At 48.8% G+C, this 16032-nt stretch carries 17 protein-coding genes; 1 reads left to right on the forward strand and 16 read right to left on the reverse strand.

Annotated elements, in window-relative coordinates; genetic code table 11:
- Positions 1-128: 128 nt before the first annotated feature.
- On the reverse strand, positions 129-425 hold the full coding sequence (locus HPY27_RS30575; RefSeq protein WP_082192166.1) for a heterocycloanthracin/sonorensin family bacteriocin: 297 nt from the start codon (positions 423-425) through the stop codon (positions 129-131).
- Positions 426-606: 181 nt separating this feature from the next.
- Positions 607-1524, reverse strand: a complete 918-nt coding sequence (gene cyoE / locus HPY27_RS06795) for a heme o synthase (RefSeq protein ID WP_017248322.1) — start codon at positions 1522-1524, stop codon at positions 607-609.
- A gap of 180 nt (positions 1525-1704) precedes the next feature.
- Between cyoE and HPY27_RS06800 the strand changes: the two genes are divergently transcribed.
- Entirely contained in the window at positions 1705-2304 is a 600-nt protein-coding gene (locus tag HPY27_RS06800; RefSeq protein WP_017248321.1) for a TetR/AcrR family transcriptional regulator, read from the forward strand.
- A 13-nt stretch (positions 2305-2317) separates the two neighbouring features.
- Here the strand turns inward: HPY27_RS06800 and HPY27_RS06805 are convergent, their stop codons facing one another.
- The 14 genes from HPY27_RS06805 to HPY27_RS06865 all read right to left on the reverse strand — a co-directional run bounded on the left by HPY27_RS06805 (position 2318) and on the right by HPY27_RS06865 (position 16032).
- On the reverse strand, positions 2318-3514 hold the full coding sequence (locus HPY27_RS06805; RefSeq protein WP_174224655.1) for an MFS transporter: 1197 nt from the start codon (positions 3512-3514) through the stop codon (positions 2318-2320).
- A gap of 23 nt (positions 3515-3537) precedes the next feature.
- Positions 3538-3912: a hypothetical protein gene (locus HPY27_RS06810; protein ID WP_174224656.1), complete on the reverse strand. Its 375-nt coding sequence runs from the start codon at positions 3910-3912 to the stop codon at positions 3538-3540.
- A gap of 57 nt (positions 3913-3969) precedes the next feature.
- A complete protein-coding gene (locus HPY27_RS06815; protein ID WP_026043065.1) occupies positions 3970-4305 on the reverse strand; it encodes a hypothetical protein in 336 nt (111 codons plus the stop codon).
- Positions 4306-4315: 10 nt separating this feature from the next.
- On the reverse strand, positions 4316-4498 hold the full coding sequence (locus HPY27_RS30730) for a WCX domain-containing protein (protein WP_483296511.1): 183 nt from the start codon (positions 4496-4498) through the stop codon (positions 4316-4318).
- Positions 4462-4677 (reverse strand): WYL domain-containing protein, encoded by a 216-nt coding sequence (locus tag HPY27_RS30080; protein ID WP_254612842.1) that lies wholly within the window; start codon positions 4675-4677, stop codon positions 4462-4464. The genes HPY27_RS30730 and HPY27_RS30080 overlap by 37 nt, the downstream gene beginning before the upstream one ends.
- Positions 4678-4869: 192 nt before the next feature.
- Positions 4870-6216, reverse strand: a complete 1347-nt coding sequence (gene accC, locus HPY27_RS06825) for an acetyl-CoA carboxylase biotin carboxylase subunit (RefSeq protein ID WP_017248316.1) — start codon at positions 6214-6216, stop codon at positions 4870-4872.
- A 14-nt stretch (positions 6217-6230) separates the two neighbouring features.
- On the reverse strand, positions 6231-6680 hold the full coding sequence (locus HPY27_RS06830) for an acetyl-CoA carboxylase biotin carboxyl carrier protein (RefSeq protein ID WP_174224657.1): 450 nt from the start codon (positions 6678-6680) through the stop codon (positions 6231-6233).
- 20 nt (positions 6681-6700) lie between these two features.
- On the reverse strand, positions 6701-8266 hold the full coding sequence (locus HPY27_RS06835; RefSeq protein WP_017248314.1) for an acyl-CoA carboxylase subunit beta: 1566 nt from the start codon (positions 8264-8266) through the stop codon (positions 6701-6703).
- A gap of 4 nt (positions 8267-8270) precedes the next feature.
- Positions 8271-9323 carry a methylmalonyl Co-A mutase-associated GTPase MeaB gene (gene meaB, locus HPY27_RS06840; RefSeq protein ID WP_017248313.1) on the reverse strand — a complete coding sequence of 351 codons (1053 nt, stop codon included), beginning with the start codon at positions 9321-9323 and terminating at the stop codon, positions 8271-8273.
- Positions 9320-11491 (reverse strand): methylmalonyl-CoA mutase, encoded by a 2172-nt coding sequence (scpA, locus tag HPY27_RS06845; protein ID WP_174224658.1) that lies wholly within the window; start codon positions 11489-11491, stop codon positions 9320-9322. Before scpA ends, meaB begins: the two co-directional genes overlap by 4 nt.
- The gene (locus HPY27_RS06850; RefSeq protein WP_174224659.1) at positions 11491-13614 is read right to left on the reverse strand and encodes a methylmalonyl-CoA mutase family protein; all 2124 of its coding nucleotides are present in this window, start codon (positions 13612-13614) and stop codon (positions 11491-11493) included. Before HPY27_RS06850 ends, scpA begins: the two co-directional genes overlap by 1 nt.
- A 31-nt stretch (positions 13615-13645) precedes the next feature.
- Positions 13646-14161, reverse strand: a complete 516-nt coding sequence (accB, locus tag HPY27_RS06855) for an acetyl-CoA carboxylase biotin carboxyl carrier protein (RefSeq protein WP_174224660.1) — start codon at positions 14159-14161, stop codon at positions 13646-13648.
- 240 nt (positions 14162-14401) lie between these two features.
- Positions 14402-15049 carry a TetR/AcrR family transcriptional regulator gene (locus tag HPY27_RS06860; protein ID WP_026043063.1) on the reverse strand — a complete coding sequence of 216 codons (648 nt, stop codon included), beginning with the start codon at positions 15047-15049 and terminating at the stop codon, positions 14402-14404.
- Between the two features lie 80 nt (positions 15050-15129).
- Entirely contained in the window at positions 15130-16032 is a 903-nt protein-coding gene (locus HPY27_RS06865) for a M15 family metallopeptidase (RefSeq protein WP_174224661.1), read from the reverse strand.

Genomic DNA, 16032 nt, shown 5'->3' on the forward strand with positions numbered 1-16032 from the left:
ATCTATTTGTGACGAGACATGTCACTCCCATTTTATGTAGGACTATTTGTCTCACATTCCTGTTCGTAAAAAACAAAGCTCCTGCCAAAACAATACTGTTGGCAGGAGCATAATTCGGGGTGTGATCATTAATCGTTATCAAATATGACAAAGCATGGGAAGAAGCAAGAGCAACTGCAAGAGCAACTGCAAGAACAAGAGCAACTGCATGAACAGCTACAGACGCAAGAACAGGAGCAAGAGCAACTGCAACGACTGCAACGACTACAACTGCATCTACTGCAGCCACCGCATCTTCCACATCCGCCACACCGTCCGCGAACGAGCGTAGCTTCATTCATTTTTTCTTTGTCCCAACGCTGTACTTTATCCGATTTTATTTCAGATGCCTTTAGTTTTTTTAGCTCTTTTTTGAAATCATCCATTCATTTTCACCTCCGTCACATCATGGGAGCTACTCTAGATTTATGAAGTGACATTGGGTATTTGTTCCATGATCATGCGCCCATTTTTGGTTAAACATGAGAAGAACCCGCTATACTGCAAGGTTCCCAGACAAAAAAAGAAGCCGCCCTCAAAGTGAAGGCAGCTTGTATGATCACTGATTTACAACTTGAAAATAATCCCCATCAGCGAGTAAATAATCACCGTCGAGAACAGCACCGTCATATGAATCAGTGAATAAATAAACATCGTTTTTGACCATTTCTGCGAATCCATTTTCCGGTATCCAAATACACTCAGAACCAGCCATAAAATATTCAGGAGCAGGGCCATCAACGTAAGACCAACGCTTAATGACCAGAATAAAAAACTGCTAGCAATTAAAATAACCAAATAAACATTTGTTTGAATGTAGGTACGTCTTGCACCTTTGACCACAGGCAACATAGGAACTCCAGCCGCCTTGTACTCATCATACTTGCGAATCGCGATCGCATAAAAGTGAGGCATTTGCCAAATGACCATGATGATAAACAGACCAAGGATAGCAGGATGCGTGATATCTGGGTGAATAGCAGCCCAACCGATGAGCGGCGGCATTGCACCAGAAATACTCCCTACCTCCGTATTGTAAACCGTTCTTCTTTTTGTCCACATCGTATAAGGCACGACATAAAAAAACAGTCCGAGAAATCCCATAATAGCAGCCAAAGGTGATGCCAAGACGAGCGCCACCAAGCCAAAAATCGTCATCAGGGATGCTAGCCATAAAACTTTCTTCGTTGATATTTCTCCTGTCACTGTAGGTCTGTTCTTCGTCCTCTCCATGACAGAATCGATATCGCGATCATACACGTTATTAAAAGCACCTGCTGCACCCATGATTAAAATAGAGCCGATTGTAGCAAATAAGATTTCTGGCAACTTATCTATTAGACTGAAGTGATACGTATATAAAGCTAATGTTAATCCGGCAAACATCGGAATCAGATTCGATTTGATAATCCCCGTCTTAACCGTTTGCGCCAAAATATTGGACATAGGCCGATTCCGCGTTGCTACGCTTTCTTCCCTCTGCATTCGTACACTGTCCCCTCTTACTAGATGATCTATATCTATCGTACTCCAAAATAGCATGACATAGTAGACGGTTAAATCCTACAAAACTGCCATTTGTATCTTACATACCAATAAGGATTTAAATACTATATGGAATGTTAATTCTATATGGTATGCTTGTCAAGAGAAGGAGGTGGACGAATGAACAGACGCAGGTTAACCCAAGCAGAGCGTAAAAAGGAAACACGGCAATTGCTCATTGATGCAGCCATTGAAACCTTTGCTCAGTTAGGCTTCCACGGGGCTTCCGTTGATAAAATCGCAGACCATGCTGGATTTACCAAAGGAGCTGTTTATGCTCATTTTCAGTCCAAAGAAGATCTCTTTCTCGCTATTTTGGAAGGTCAGATGCAATTACATGTGTCCAATATCCATCACGTAATTGATCACCAGCCATCATTATCGCATTTTATAGAAGCCATGGACGCCTATTTTATGTCCGTTCAGCAACAAAATCGCACGTGGAGCATGCTGAACCTAGAATTTTTGCTTTATGCCATGCGCGAAGAGTCAGTTCGAAAGCGATGGTCAAACATGATCTTAGAGTCGGTACAGCATCTTTCCAAGGCGATACAAACATTGATGCCAAAAGAAAGTGACTCTACTCTATCTGCGGATGAAATGGCATGGACGATTCTTGCTCTAGAGAATGGCATGACCATCTTTTCTTACATTAGCGGCGACCAGGCACCCCTGTCTTTATACGGAAAAGCTTTGCAAAACATGCTATCGTCAAAATAGCAAGTGCCTTATGTTAGAGCGATTCTAACTGGGCGGCCCGTCGCTTCATGATTCGATTGACTCTCTCAGAACCATAAAGCATGAACGCAATATAGAAAGCGATAAAAAACGGTAAAATGGAAACTGTCGTCTGTGCAGCAAGCCACCCTAGCAACGGAGGCAAAAGTGTGGCACCCGTGTACGCAACCGCCATCTGATAGCCCATCAGCTTTTGTGTTTGCTCTTTCCCAAAGCGTTCAGGGGTATCATGCAGCATACAGGGATAAATCGGAGCGAAGCCTAGCCCGAGTAACAGAAACCCGATGAGCGAACAGAAGGTCGGTAATGGCAACATCAACAGTGCTGCCCCAGCGAATGATACGAGAAGTCCACTGCGAATCAGGACGCGGTTGCTCACTTTGAAGGTAACAAAGCCCGAAATAAATCGCCCCACCGTAATTCCACCGTAATACATGGCTACCCACACCGCCGCTACAGACGCTGGTAGCTCTTTCACATTTACCAAAAAACTGCTCCCCCATAATCCCACCGATGCTTCAGCCCCACAATAGAAGAGAAAGGTCAACAAAGTCAGCTTGACGCCTTTTGTCCGTAACGGTTGTTCGCTCTGCCTACGAAACGGCTCACCCTGTGACTCTTTGACAACATGGCTCTGCAGGTTCTCCATTCGTTTCCACAAAGGAAGTGTAAACGCTAAAAGTACGACTAACGCGAATTGAATGAGCGAAATGGTCAAGTAGCCATTCCGCCATAAATCATGATCGCGCATAAAGCCAGACATAATAATAGGGCCAAGCGTAGCGCCCACACCCCAGAAGCAATGCAGCCAGCTCATGTGATGGGCTTGAAAATGCGTGGCAACATAATGATTCAATGCTGCATCCACAGAACCAGCTCCTAGTCCCAGTGGCAATGCAAAAATCATTAACCATAAAATCGAAGGGGCAAAAGAAAATCCGAGCAAGGCTGCCGCCGTCATCAAGCAGCTGATCAGCGTGATCCGTCCAGTTCCCAATCGTTTTAATAATGCACCACTCATCAAGCTAGAGACGATCGTACCTGACGCAATCGCAATGTTGATCACACCTGCCATACCAAATGCCGCGCCATATTCTGCTTGCATGACCGGCCAAGCTGCCCCCAGTAACGAATCAGGAAGGCCCAAGCTGATAAACGACAAGTAAATCATGATCAAAAAGAATGTTGCCACTATCCCCCGCCTCCTGCTCGTTTTTACATTCTTCCTGTGAGTCTATTCAGCAATTTCTCTCCCTCTGTTTTGAACTGTTTGTTCTTTTCGAGAAATTCGTTCACTTCATGTAATTGGGCTGGCCGGTAGCCTGGGCCATCACAACCACAAGAATGATAGGTAAACCCATGCTGATAGAGGATTTCAACCTTTTTCCACTGCTTCACATCCGTTTGCTTCGGAGCCTTGAAATCATGCCCCATCGCCTTCATTCCCTCACCACATTGCGGACAGCTATGCTTGATCTTGTTCCATTCTTCCTCCGTCAGCTCATTCTTGGAGGTTTGCTTGAACACTTTTCTGCAAGGGAAACAGGCGTATATTTGTTTATAAGGACCATACATCCCATATCGACACATGATGGATCAACCCCTATCCATTGTTCTTCAATCTAGACAATTCCCATTTCGGTATTGCTATGTATCCCCTTTTTTGACGAGCGTACTACCGATGAAGTCAAAGCTCAAAGGCGCCCCTTTTTTGTCGGGCTGCCATCCCAGCTTGATCGCCTCTTCAATGATAGCCGCGACGTCAGCTGGCTTTATCGCTCTCATATCCAAATGCTGCACATGTGGAAACTCCGTCCAAAAATCATTTACATCTGATTTTACATACACGCGAATCAATTGACCCATACCTTCGTTGTGCTGGATCGTCAACGCGAGCAGCCCCTTTGCTGCTGGACTAATCACCCAACGATATCGCTGCTCTCCTACCGTGATTCCCCGTGTTCCTTTTTTGGGTAATGCCATAGCTACCTCCTCAGAACGAGTACATGTTTATCAATTCTGCCAAATACGTTTTTATGCCGTCCACGATTTCGGGTGAATGCTGCACAGTTACTTCTTTCCCCAACCCAATCAAGAACTTTGCAAAATATAAAATGTCTCTTCTCGCTACACTTCCTTCTAACCAACCACTTCCATCCTGCCGCACATGCAGCATAGATGCAAGCCAAAGTTCAGCCTCACAAGCCTGCACACCTTCAGATCCAACGGCTTCGATGTCGAATGTTCGACGGCATGAATACGGTCACAACGAAACACGCGAATATCTTGATGTTGATAACAATAAGCCGGGCTGTACCATAAACCGTTTTTTGTATAAATGCCAATCGGCTGCATCTCCCGCTTGGATTGTTGTCCGCGCGTTTCATAAGTGATAAGGAGTACTTTTTATTGGATGGCAGCATCCAGCAATATGGATAAATGCGAAGAGCTGCTCATTTACATGGCTCCTTTTCGCAGTTTACCTCGTTTTATGATAAAGAAAAACAAGCCACGATAACCCCGCAGCTTGTTCCCTCTTTTCTTTCTTTACAATTCCAGCTTATGTTTCTCCAAGAAGTTCGTAGCAAAATTCCCTGCGACAAAGTCAGGGTGCTCCAGCAGCTTCTCATGGAAGGGAACCGTCGTATGCACGCCCTCGATGACAAACTCACCTAGCGCCCGCTTCATACGAGCCAATGCTTCGTTGCGATCTGTACCCCAAACGATCAGCTTGGCGACCATCGAATCATAGAAGGGAGAGATTTCGTAGCCGGGATAAACCGCACTGTCCACGCGTACACCGTAACCGCCAGGCGGCAAGTAATTGATGACCTTACCTGGTGATGGCATAAAGTTTTTCGCAGGATTCTCCGCATTGATTCGGCACTCGATCGCCCATCCATTGATTTTCACGTCTTCTTGTGAAAAGGATAACGGATTGCCTGCTGCGACAGATATTTGTTCTTTGATCAAGTCGATTCCTGTGATCATCTCTGTCACGGGATGCTCTACCTGAATCCGTGTATTCATTTCCATGAAGTAAAATTGGCCATGCTTGTCGAGCAAAAATTCAACAGTGCCCGCTCCGTGGTACGAAACCGCTTTGGCTGCCGCCACCGCAGCTTGCCCCATTTGCTCGCGCAGTGTTTGGTCTAGCGCAGGAGATGGCGCTTCTTCTACCAGCTTTTGATGACGTCGCTGAATGGAGCAATCCCGCTCTCCCAAGTACACTGCACTGCCGTGCTTGTCGCCCATGATTTGAATCTCCACATGCCGTGGCTCTTCCACGTATTTTTCCAAGTACACGCCAGCGTTACCGAATGCCGTCTCCGCTTCTTTCTGGGCTTGCCGAATCGCCTTAGACAAGTCATCAGCGTCAAAAGCGACACGCATGCCTCTGCCGCCACCACCAGCCGTTGCTTTTACGATGACAGGATAGCCGATTTTCTCCGCCACCTGCAATGCCTCATCGATGTCATCAATCAAGCCGTCTGTGCCCGGGACTAATGGTACATTCGCTTGACTCATCGTTGCTTTTGCTACGGATTTGTCACCCATTTTTGTGATCGCTTCAGGATCGGGACCGATAAAGGTAATCGAGCAATCTTGGCAAAGCTGGGCAAACGAAGCGTTTTCCGCCAAGAAGCCATAGCCCGGATGGATAGCGTCTGCCTTCGTATAAAGAGCGACCGTCATAATCCGTGCCATGTTCAAATAGCTGTCCTTGGACGCCGTGGGTCCGATGCAATACGCTTCATCCGCCAATTCTACGTGCAATGCTTCCCGATCCGCCTCAGAAAAGACAGCGACTGTACGTATCCCTAGTTCCTGACAAGCGCGAATAATGCGGACAGCTATTTCGCCGCGATTGGCAATCAATACTTTCGTAAACATAGGCGCACTCCTTCCTACTGAGTTTTGACAACGAGCAATGCTTTTCCGTAATCGACAAATTGACCATCCACGACGAGAATTTCCGTAATGATGCCGCTAACTGGGGTCGTAATTTCGGCAGATAGCTGAAGAGCATCAGCCGTGCAGCGTCCAACCTTTTCGCCTACTTGAACAGTCTGCCCTATTGTCACTTCCGCATAGAACAGTCCTACTCCCGGCGACATGACTTGCTGTGTCACTTCCTTGGGTACCTCAGCAACGACATCGACGGACTCAGCAGTGGCGGCTGCCTCCTGATAGCCATGCTCCACTTCGCCCACCTGTACAGGCGCATGGATTGCCACGACTTCGACTGGTGCGCTTTTCTTGATCACGATGCGGGTCTTGCCCTTCTCCCATTCCAGCTCCTCAATGGAAGACTGATTCACCAGCTTGATGAATTCACGCAGCTCATGCAGCTTCATAGCACGATCAGAGCTCCTTTCTAAAGTGGGATATTCCCGTGCTTTTTGTACGGACGATCTTCTTGTTTATTTCTGAGCATTTCCAAGGCTTGCGCCACCTTTTGCCGGGTTTCGCGCGGATCGATGACATCATCCACCATCCCAAGACTTGCCGCGACATATGGGTTGGCGAACTTTTCTCGGTAGAGGGCAATTTTCTCTGCGCGAGTCGCAGCCGGGTCCTCACTTTGTTCGATTTCCTTTGAAAAAATGACGTTAGCTGCTCCCTCGGGACCCATCACGGCAATTTCTGCATTCGGCCAAGCATACACGATATCTGCACCAATGGACTTGGAGTTGAGCGCCACATAAGCGCCTCCGTAAGCTTTGCGCAGAATCACGGTGATTTTGGGAACCGTAGCTTCTGAGTATGCATACAAGATTTTCGCCCCATGACGGATAATCCCGCCGTGCTCCTGATTGATCCCCGGGAAAAAGCCAGAGACATCTTCAAAGGTCAGCAGCGGAATGTTGAAGCAGTCGCAGAAACGGATGAACCGTGCCAGCTTATCCGATGAATGAATGTCCAGTCCGCCTGCCATGACCTTTGGCTGGTTGGCGATAATGCCGACACTGTGTCCATCGATACGCGCCAGACCGATAACGATATTGCGGGCAAAGTTCGGCTGTACTTCCATGAAATCACCGTGATCCACGATTTTTTCGATGACCTTGCGCACATCGTATACTTTGGTGCTTTCAGCAGGTACTAGCTCCAAGAGTTCCTCCTGCCAACCATTATTCTCCTCTGCTTTTATCACAGGTGCGCGATCGCGATTGTTTTGTGGTAGGAAGCTGAGCAACCTGCGTACTCCTTCCAACACTTCCTGTTCGGTCTCTGCCGTAAAATGGGCATTGCCGCTCACCGTAGAATGGACTTTGGCTCCGCCTAGATCCTCCGCGGATATTTTTTCACCTGTAACGGTTTCGATGACTTTTGGTCCTGTGATGAACATTTGACTCGTCTTCTCAACCATGAACACGAAATCCGTAATCGCTGGAGAGTAAACCGCTCCTCCTGCACACGGACCGAGAATGACAGAGATTTGTGGAATCACACCGGAGTAAATGGCATTGCGGTAAAAAATCGTGCCATAGCCATCTAGCGAGCTTACCCCTTCTTGAATGCGTGCGCCGCCAGAGTCGTTCAGACCGATAAAGGGAGCGCCGTTTTTCGCTGCCAAGTCCATCACCTTGGCAATTTTCATCGCGTGCATCTCACCCAGAGCACCACCAAACACCGTGAAATCCTGCGCGAACAAATAGACAGGACGACCGTTGATTTTACCATAGCCCGTCACAACACCTTCGCCTGGTGCCTCCATCTGGTCGAGACCAAAATGCGTAGCACGATGCTCAACAAACGGATTCAGCTCCATAAAGGTGTCTGGGTCAAGCAGTAGCTCGATCCGCTCACGTGCGGTCAACTTACCGCGGTTATGTTGGGCATCGATACGAGCATCTCCGCCACCAAGCTGGATTTTATATTTCCGTTCCATCAATTCATCAATTTTCTCGTACATATTGTTGCTCATAAGGGCCACCATCTCTCTATTCCTTTTTCATGATCGCATTCTCGTAGATCGCCACTAATTGTTGCACGGCACTCGTCGGTGAAATCTCGCCACTCGCAACGGCTCCTTCAATGGAGGGAAGCAGCTCGGCTACTTGCTGGTTGCCGAAAAAGGTCGCGCGCAAGTAGTCCTGAGCCATACTGTGCATCCAATCGAGTAGCTGCGCTTTGCGTCTTGCCTCGAAGCCGCCTGATTGGATGGTGGTTTCACGAAATTGACCGATGACCTCCCAAATACCTTCAATGCCTTCCCCTGTCAGGGAAGAACACATATATGCCTTCGTTTCCCAGCCAGTGGTTGCCGGCTGCAAGTAATGCAGAACACGATTGTATTCACCTTTGGCGATCAAGGCACGCGTGCGATTTTCCCCATCGGCTTTATTAATCAGAAGCGCATCTGCGATTTCCATGATGCCTTTTTTGATTCCTTGCAGTTCATCGCCCGCCCCTGTCAACATCAGCAGTAAAAAGAAATCAACCATGGACCTGACTGTCGTCTCACTCTGTCCAACCCCTACCGTCTCGACCAAAATCACATCATAGCCTGCTGCCTCGCAGATCAGCATCGTTTCCCGCGTCTTCCGATTGACACCGCCTAGCGTGCCCCCCGTGGCAGAAGGTCGGATGAACGCCTGTGGATTGCGTGACAAAAGCTCCATCCGTGTCTTGTCGCCGAGAATGCTCCCGCGAGTAACCGTACTGCTCGGATCAACAGCCAAAACAGCGACACGATGACCTTTTTCACAAAGCATACTGCCGAATGCTTCAATGAACGTGCTCTTACCTGCACCTGGCACACCGGATATACCTATGCGTATAGATTGACCTGTATGAGGAAGCAGCTGCTTAATCACCTCTTGGGCCATATCCATATGAGCGGGAGCATTGCTCTCAACCAGCGTGATTGCCTGCGCCAAAACCGTTCGGTTACTATCTCGTACGCCTGTGACGTATTGATCCACTGATAAGCGCGGGAGACGTGCCTTGGAGGAAACGTTCAAGAAATTCTTGTCAGCCTTGCCCCCGGTCATTGTCCAGCAGCCTCCAGGCGATACACGATCTCTTGCAGAACGTGCTGGGCTGCTACAGGAATGACTGTTCCTGGACCAAAGATAGCTGCGGCACCATGCTCTCGCAAAAAGGCGTAATCCTGCGCTGGTATAACACCGCCTATGACCACAACAATATCCTCTCGTCCTAGCTTCTTGAGCTCTTCCACCAGTTGGGGCAGCAAGGTTTTATGCCCTGCCGCAAGCGAGCTGAAGCCGATTACGTGCACATCATTTTCTATCGCCTGCTTCGCTGTTTCCTCAGGTGTTTGGAACAACGGACCGATATCGACGTCAAAGCCTAAATCCGCAAAGGCAGTAGCAATTACTTTCGCGCCCCTATCATGTCCGTCTTGACCCATTTTCGCGATCATAATACGGGGACGTCTGCCTTCCCACTGCTCGAATTCGTCTGCCATCTTGCGCACAGCCGCTACCTCATCGGCATCTGCGTATTCGGAACTGTAGACGCCGCTAATGGAGCGAATGACCGCCTTGTGTCTACCTACGACCTTTTCATAGGCATCCGATATTTCGCCCAAAGAAGCTCTTGCCCGCGCCGCTTCAATGGCCAGTTCCAACAGATTGCCTTCGCCTGATTTCGCACATTCCGTAATCGCTTGAAGAGTTACTTGCACTCTCGCCTCATCTCGGTTACTGCGCAGCTCCTGCAAACGTCTGATTTGCGCTTCCCGAACCGCTGTGTTGTCCACTTCGAGAATCTCCAGCGGATCTTCCTTGTCCAGACGGTATTTGTTCACGCCAATAATGGCTTCCTTCGCCGAATCGATATGGGCCTGACGGCGTGCAGCCGCTTCCTCGATCTTCATTTTCGGCAATCCCGTCTCTATTGCTTTTGCCATACCACCAAGTGCTTCGATCTCTTCGATGTGCGCCCACGCTTTTTCCACGAGCTGCGCAGTCAAGGACTCGACGTAATAAGAACCTGCCCACGGATCGACGACCTTGGTTATCTCGGTTTCGTCCTGCAAAAACAACTGTGTATTTCGCGCGATTCTGGCTGAAAAATCGGTCGGCAACGCAATCGCTTCATCCAGAGCGTTCGTATGCAGAGATTGGGTATGCCCCAGAGCCGCGGCCATGGCTTCGATGCACGTCCGCACCACGTTGTTATACGGGTCCTGCTCCGTCAAACTCCATCCAGATGTTTGCGAGTGTGTCCGCAGTGCCATCGACTTTTCGTTTTTGGGATGGAATTGCTTGATCAGATTGGCCCAAATCAAGCGGCCTGCACGCATTTTCGCCACTTCCATGAAGTAGTTCATGCCAATCGCCCAGAAAAAGGACAGTCGTGGCGCAAACGCATCGATGTCGATGCCTGCTGCAAGGCCAGTACGAACGTATTCCAAGCCATCTGCCAACGTGTAGGCCAATTCAATATCCGCGGTCGCACCCGCTTCTTGCAGGTGATAGCCTGAAATACTGATGCTGTTGAATTTGGGCATGTGCTTGGAGGTGTAGGCAAAAATATCGGAAATGATCTTCATCGACGCTTCTGGCGGATAAATGTAAGTATTCCGAACCATGTATTCCTTCAAAATGTCATTTTGGATCGTTCCGGTTAGCTCGGCCTGCGATACCCCTTGCTCTTCTGCTGCCACGATATAGAACGCCATAATAGGTAAAACGGCTCCGTTCATCGTCATGGAGACGGACATTTTATCGAGGGGAATGCCATCGAACAAAATTTTCATATCAAGAATGGAGTCAACTGCTACGCCTGCTTTCCCGACATCACCGACTACCCGGGGGTGATCAGAGTCATAGCCGCGATGTGTCGCGAGGTCGAAGGCAATCGACAGCCCTTTTTGTCCCGCAGCCAAATTCCGTCGGTAAAATGCGTTACTCTCTTCCGCCGTAGAAAATCCGGCATATTGCCGCACCGTCCAAGGCTGAGTTACGTACATCGTCGGATATGGTCCACGCGTATACGGTGGCAAACCAGGCATGTAGCCGAGGTGATCCATGTCCTCCACATCTTCCATGGTGTAAAGAGGTTTTACAGGGATCTGCTCCAGCGTCTGCCACATTTGCTCGTTTCCTGGTGGGTTTGCATCCAGTTGGGGAAACAAATCAGACACATCTCGTTTGGACTGATAAGTCATTTTTGAAAAATCAGGTCGCTTCATTATGAGCTCACTCCTATCCGCTCCTGAAGTTCTCGCAACATCTCGTAGCAATTGGAACGCATGTGGATGCAATCATCTACACCGGCCGCCTTAAAAGTAGCCAGCTGCTCTGCGTCAGGCAAGCCAGCCAACAGAACCGTCATCTGAGCTACACGTTGCTTGATTGCTTGCGCCAAAGGTGGAACCTGCTCTGGATAACTCGCATCGTCCGAACAAATGACCGTGATCAACGCACCCGATGCCACCGCAGCTTCGGCCGCCTCTACAGTGGTAGAGAATGCTTGCTGACGCAATACGTCAAAACCGCCAACTGCAAAAAACTCTGATGCGAAATCTGCCCGTGCCTTATGCTTTGCCACTGAACCCATCATAGCCAAGAACACAGTCGGTCTCTTGCCTGTCGTTTTCAAGAAATCATCTGCCTGTATTCTCAAGGATTCAAAGCGTTCGGATGCCCGGTGAATACGGAGTGGTTGGATGATTGTCTCCACTGAATCTTCACGTTTCATGGCTTTGGCGATATCACCCACAGTCGCTCCATGAAGCACTGCTGTTACTGCACGTTCCACGAACTCCTCCGTACGATTCGCCAACTCATCGAGCGCTGTGGAGACGAGAGTCGCGTTTTGTTTCAACCGGAGGGATCGTGCTTCCGCTGCTCGCTCTTCGTGAATGCTCGGAAGACTCTCGGCCTGCAGTGGCTGCTCAGCCGTATTGGCATACATGTTGGTTCCAACCAAACGCTTTTTACGCGTATCGATGCTCGCTGCTTTTTGATCCGCGATCTGGGCGATCAAGCCTTGTGGGAAGCCTGCTTCTAATGCGCTCAGCATGCCACCGTGCGCTTCAACCTGCTGGAACAGCTCCCATGCTTTTTTCGCTAATGCATCTGTGAGCCATTCTACGTACCAAGAACCTCCGGCAGGGTCGATCACTTTTGCCAAATGCGCTTCTTCTTGCAAAATGATTTGCGTATTTCTGGCGATTCTTCTTGAAAACGCATTGGCAGGGCGTATGGATTCGTCAAATGCGGATACATGCAGACTGTCTGCTCCACCAATGACCGCTGAGAACGCTTCTGTCGTGGAACGCAGCATATTGACATACGGATCGTAAATCGTCTTCGTCCAGGCCGAAGTTCTGGCGTGCATCGTCATCTTTTGCGCTTCCAATGATCCACCGTAGGCTGCCACGATGTTTGACCAGACCATTCTTGCAGCACGCAACTTCGCGATTTCCATGAAGACGTCTGAACCGATCGAAAATGAGAACTGCATTCGTGGTGCAACTTCCTCTATAGACAGCCCCCGCTCAAGCATCGCTTGCAAATAGTCGACACCTGTGGCCAGTGAAAAAGCCAGTTCGGTTACTGCGTTTCCGCCACCGTCCTGATAAGGATGGCTTTGAACCAACATCGTTTTCAGCGCGGGCGCATGATCTTTTGCCCATTTCGTCATGCTCGCCATGGCGTGATAAGCTGTCTGCAAAGAACAAGGGAGCTTGCCCTCTGTGAGCAGAACCGCTATAGGGTCTTGCCCGATACAACCGCGAAGTTCGGAGACTTGCTGACCTGTCGCTTCAACATGTGCCAAAAGGAGCGAAAGAATGGGTAAGCCCATCGCTCCCGTGTTCACGAAAAGAGGGACCTCTGAAAGCTTCACCCCTTGAAGTGCCTGCTCTACATCCTCTCTGCAAAAAACAGATACGCCTTTGTGACCAATCGAATCTGGCAATGCTTCGTCCGGATCAAGTCCATCCAATGTCGCTTGATCCACCAGCAGATGTAGCATCGTTTGCCCGCGCTCCAAATCGTCTACGGCTGCCTGATTGAACGCCTCGGCACTCGTTGCGATGATTTCCTGACAGACATGCCATTTGTGTTCCTTTTGCTCGCCATGCTGTTGACTCCCTCTATGAAAAGGTGCCTCTCCTGGTAGCGCTTCCAGATGCGGCAATGTTTTGACATCTTCGTACCGATAGATGGGCTGGCGAACAATCCCCTCGTACGAATGCGTCAGTAACTTGGCATCAAAAGAGGCACCCTTTAGCGATTTTTCTGCCGCCTCCCGCCATTGCTCGTACGTGGGAACGGAGAATTCCTTGAACCATGTATGTTTGCTCACTCTTCCAGTCCTCCCCTTAAAAGCTGCTCCATTACGCTTGCTTCACCAGGAATAACGGCTGTCCATGCTCGACCAACTGACCGTTTTCCACCAAGACTTGGACAATCTCTCCTTTTACTTCTGCTTCAATCTCGTTAAACAGCTTCATGGCTTCGACAATACAGACAATGGTAGTTGGCTCTACCCGATCATTTATGGATACGTATGGTGCTGCGTCAACGGCAGGTGCTGCATAGAAGGTTCCCACCATGGGTGAAGTGATTTTGTACAAGTTTTCCGTCACTTCCGCCGATTTCTGAGGCGCTTCCACAGGGACCTTTTCGACCGGACGCTCAATCATTTCTTTTTTAGGCAAAGGGACAACGGGTGCCGCCGTCACGATTGGCGCGCTTTTTGTTTGTACGGGAGTCTGGTGTATGGCTGTGACTTGATTCCCATTTCTTCGTTTGATTCGCAATGAAGAATCTTCATCATTTACCTCAAAAGATTCTATGTCCGTCTGCTCCAATAGCTTCACAAGTTCTCGTAATTCGTAAATGGTAAGCACGACTATTCCTCCCCTATTCCCGCATCTGACTGGCACACTCTCACGAACCGACTAGTTGGTCTGTTGTGACTGTGCAAGACCGACCAGTTGGTCTTTTTGATAGTATAACAAATGTCAGAATACTAGTACAGACCAACTAGTTGGTCTGATCGAAGAATATGATAAGGGACCATCAAGCGACTATGCCCCTGTCTCCTATCGAAAAGCTTGAGTGTAGCCGCATGATCCTTGTTAGCGCCCCTACAATGGATTGAAGGAATTTCCTTCTGATTGCAGGAAAAAACGTTGAAATGCCGGGTTTTCCATCGATTCTGATTTCAAAACGGAATGAAGAACCATATCTGCATAAATATCCGCGATTTGCTCGATCGAGTACGTCCCTGACTTTTGATACCACTTGTAAATCCAGTTCACCATACCAAAGATAGCCATGGACACAATCGGCACAGGCAGCTCCGGGCGGAACTCACCCGATTCGATTCCGTCCGAAATGACGGTGAACATGATTTTTTTATAGCGATCCCGTTTTGTTTCAATATCCGTGTAGTACTCTGGTGCTAAAAACAGACTCTCCTGATAAAAGATCGTAACCTGCGAGCGGTACAGATCAATCATCATAACGAAGGATTTTACGATTGCTTGGAGTCGCTCAGTCGGGGTGTCCCACTTCTCGTAAGCTTCCTCTGCTTTCTCCAACACATACGTAATAAATTGATCATGAATGATATAGAGGAGTTCATCTTTTGATTTGAAGTTGTGATAAAATCCTCCCTTCGACGTGCCGCTTTCTTTCACAATTTGATCCACAGTCACTTTGTGGTAGCCATTTGCTTCAAACAAGCGCATGGATGTTTCAATAATACGTTCTCTGATTGATTTTTCGGCCATTATCTTCACCCGTGACCATTATAGCATAACTACATAGCAAAAACGCCGATTCTCTTCGGTGAGAGATCGGCGTTTCTTCCTTAATTCGTTGGTGTGGAAACAGGCACGGCACCTGAATATTCTTCGAGCGTAATCCCTTTTTCTCCAATTTCTTGCGCAATCTCGGCACCTACATAGCGCAAATGCCACGGCTCATAAATATAGCCAGTAATCGCGTCTTTTCCCTCTGGGTAGCGAATGATAAATCCAAACTTCTCGACGTTTTCATCCAGCCACTTCGCTTCTTTTGTTCCACCAAAGCAGCTCGTTGCTGCGCATTTGCCATCCTTACCGGAGACGTCAATCGCGAGTCCCGTCTCATGCTCACTCGTCCCTGGAACGGCACTGTAGGTCCGTGCCTTCTCTACGCCGTCTTTTTTTACATAGCGATTAAACAGCGTTTTCTGGTAGGCGTGGGAGCGATAGGCAGATACGCCAGCCAACTGGACGCCGTCAGCCTGGGCTGCCGCAAATAACTGTTCAAGCGCACCAGCTGCTTCTTTGCGCATTTTTCGTTTCTCGCTCTTTTCCGGGAGCAGGTAGGGAACGTTCGGAAACACTAAATCATTTGGCTGATAGTTCTCTGGAAGCTTGCGTTGTTTGTTCACCAGTACAGCAACACTCTCAGGCTCACCTACGACCTCGATGTCCGGGAACGACAGCTCAGGTGGCTGACCCGCTGGTGGCTTTTCTGCCGGCTTCGTTTCCGTAGGCTTCGCTTTCTGGGGTTGCTCCGGTTCTTCTTGCTTTGGTGTTTCAGCCGGTGTTGGCGTGGTCTCTTCTTTTGGCTTCACTTCTTCTTTCTTTGGAGGAGTTGGCGTCTCCACGGATGGTGGTGTCTGTGGTTCTTGTGGAGCAGCTGTACTGTTACATCCAGACAACACAAATGTCATTGCCGTTACGAGTACGAGCGGATGCAAAAGTCGGTGTCGAAAACTTCTCAT

Origin of the sequence: Brevibacillus sp. HB1.1 (genome assembly GCF_013332445.1) — a bacterium.
In the GTDB taxonomy this organism is placed as follows: domain Bacteria; phylum Bacillota; class Bacilli; order Brevibacillales; family Brevibacillaceae; genus Brevibacillus; species Brevibacillus porteri.

Excerpts from the sequence above, each read along its gene's own strand:
- HPY27_RS30575 (WP_082192166.1), bottom strand. The coding sequence starts at position 425 with ATGGATGATTTCAAAAAAGAGCTAAAAAAACTAAAGGCATCTGAAATA.
- cyoE (WP_017248322.1), bottom strand. The coding sequence starts at position 1,524 with ATGCAGAGGGAAGAAAGCGTAGCAACGCGGAATCGGCCTATGTCCAAT.
- HPY27_RS06800 (WP_017248321.1), top strand. The coding sequence starts at position 1,705 with ATGAACAGACGCAGGTTAACCCAAGCAGAGCGTAAAAAGGAAACACGG.
- HPY27_RS06810 (WP_174224656.1), bottom strand. The coding sequence starts at position 3,912 with ATGTGTCGATATGGGATGTATGGTCCTTATAAACAAATATACGCCTGT.
- HPY27_RS06815 (WP_026043065.1), bottom strand. The coding sequence starts at position 4,305 with ATGGCATTACCCAAAAAAGGAACACGGGGAATCACGGTAGGAGAGCAG.
- HPY27_RS30730 (WP_483296511.1), bottom strand. The coding sequence starts at position 4,498 with ATGCTGCATGTGCGGCAGGATGGAAGTGGTTGGTTAGAAGGAAGTGTA.
- HPY27_RS30080 (WP_254612842.1), bottom strand. The coding sequence starts at position 4,677 with ATGCAGCCGATTGGCATTTATACAAAAAACGGTTTATGGTACAGCCCG.
- accC (WP_017248316.1), bottom strand. The coding sequence starts at position 6,216 with ATGTTTACGAAAGTATTGATTGCCAATCGCGGCGAAATAGCTGTCCGC.
- HPY27_RS06830 (WP_174224657.1), bottom strand. The coding sequence starts at position 6,680 with ATGAAGCTGCATGAGCTGCGTGAATTCATCAAGCTGGTGAATCAGTCT.
- HPY27_RS06835 (WP_017248314.1), bottom strand. The coding sequence starts at position 8,266 with ATGGTGGCCCTTATGAGCAACAATATGTACGAGAAAATTGATGAATTG.
- meaB (WP_017248313.1), bottom strand. The coding sequence starts at position 9,323 with ATGACCGGGGGCAAGGCTGACAAGAATTTCTTGAACGTTTCCTCCAAG.
- scpA (WP_174224658.1), bottom strand. The coding sequence starts at position 11,491 with ATGAAGCGACCTGATTTTTCAAAAATGACTTATCAGTCCAAACGAGAT.
- HPY27_RS06860 (WP_026043063.1), bottom strand. The coding sequence starts at position 15,049 with ATGGCCGAAAAATCAATCAGAGAACGTATTATTGAAACATCCATGCGC.
- HPY27_RS06865 (WP_174224661.1), bottom strand. The coding sequence starts at position 16,032 with ATGAGAAGTTTTCGACACCGACTTTTGCATCCGCTCGTACTCGTAACG.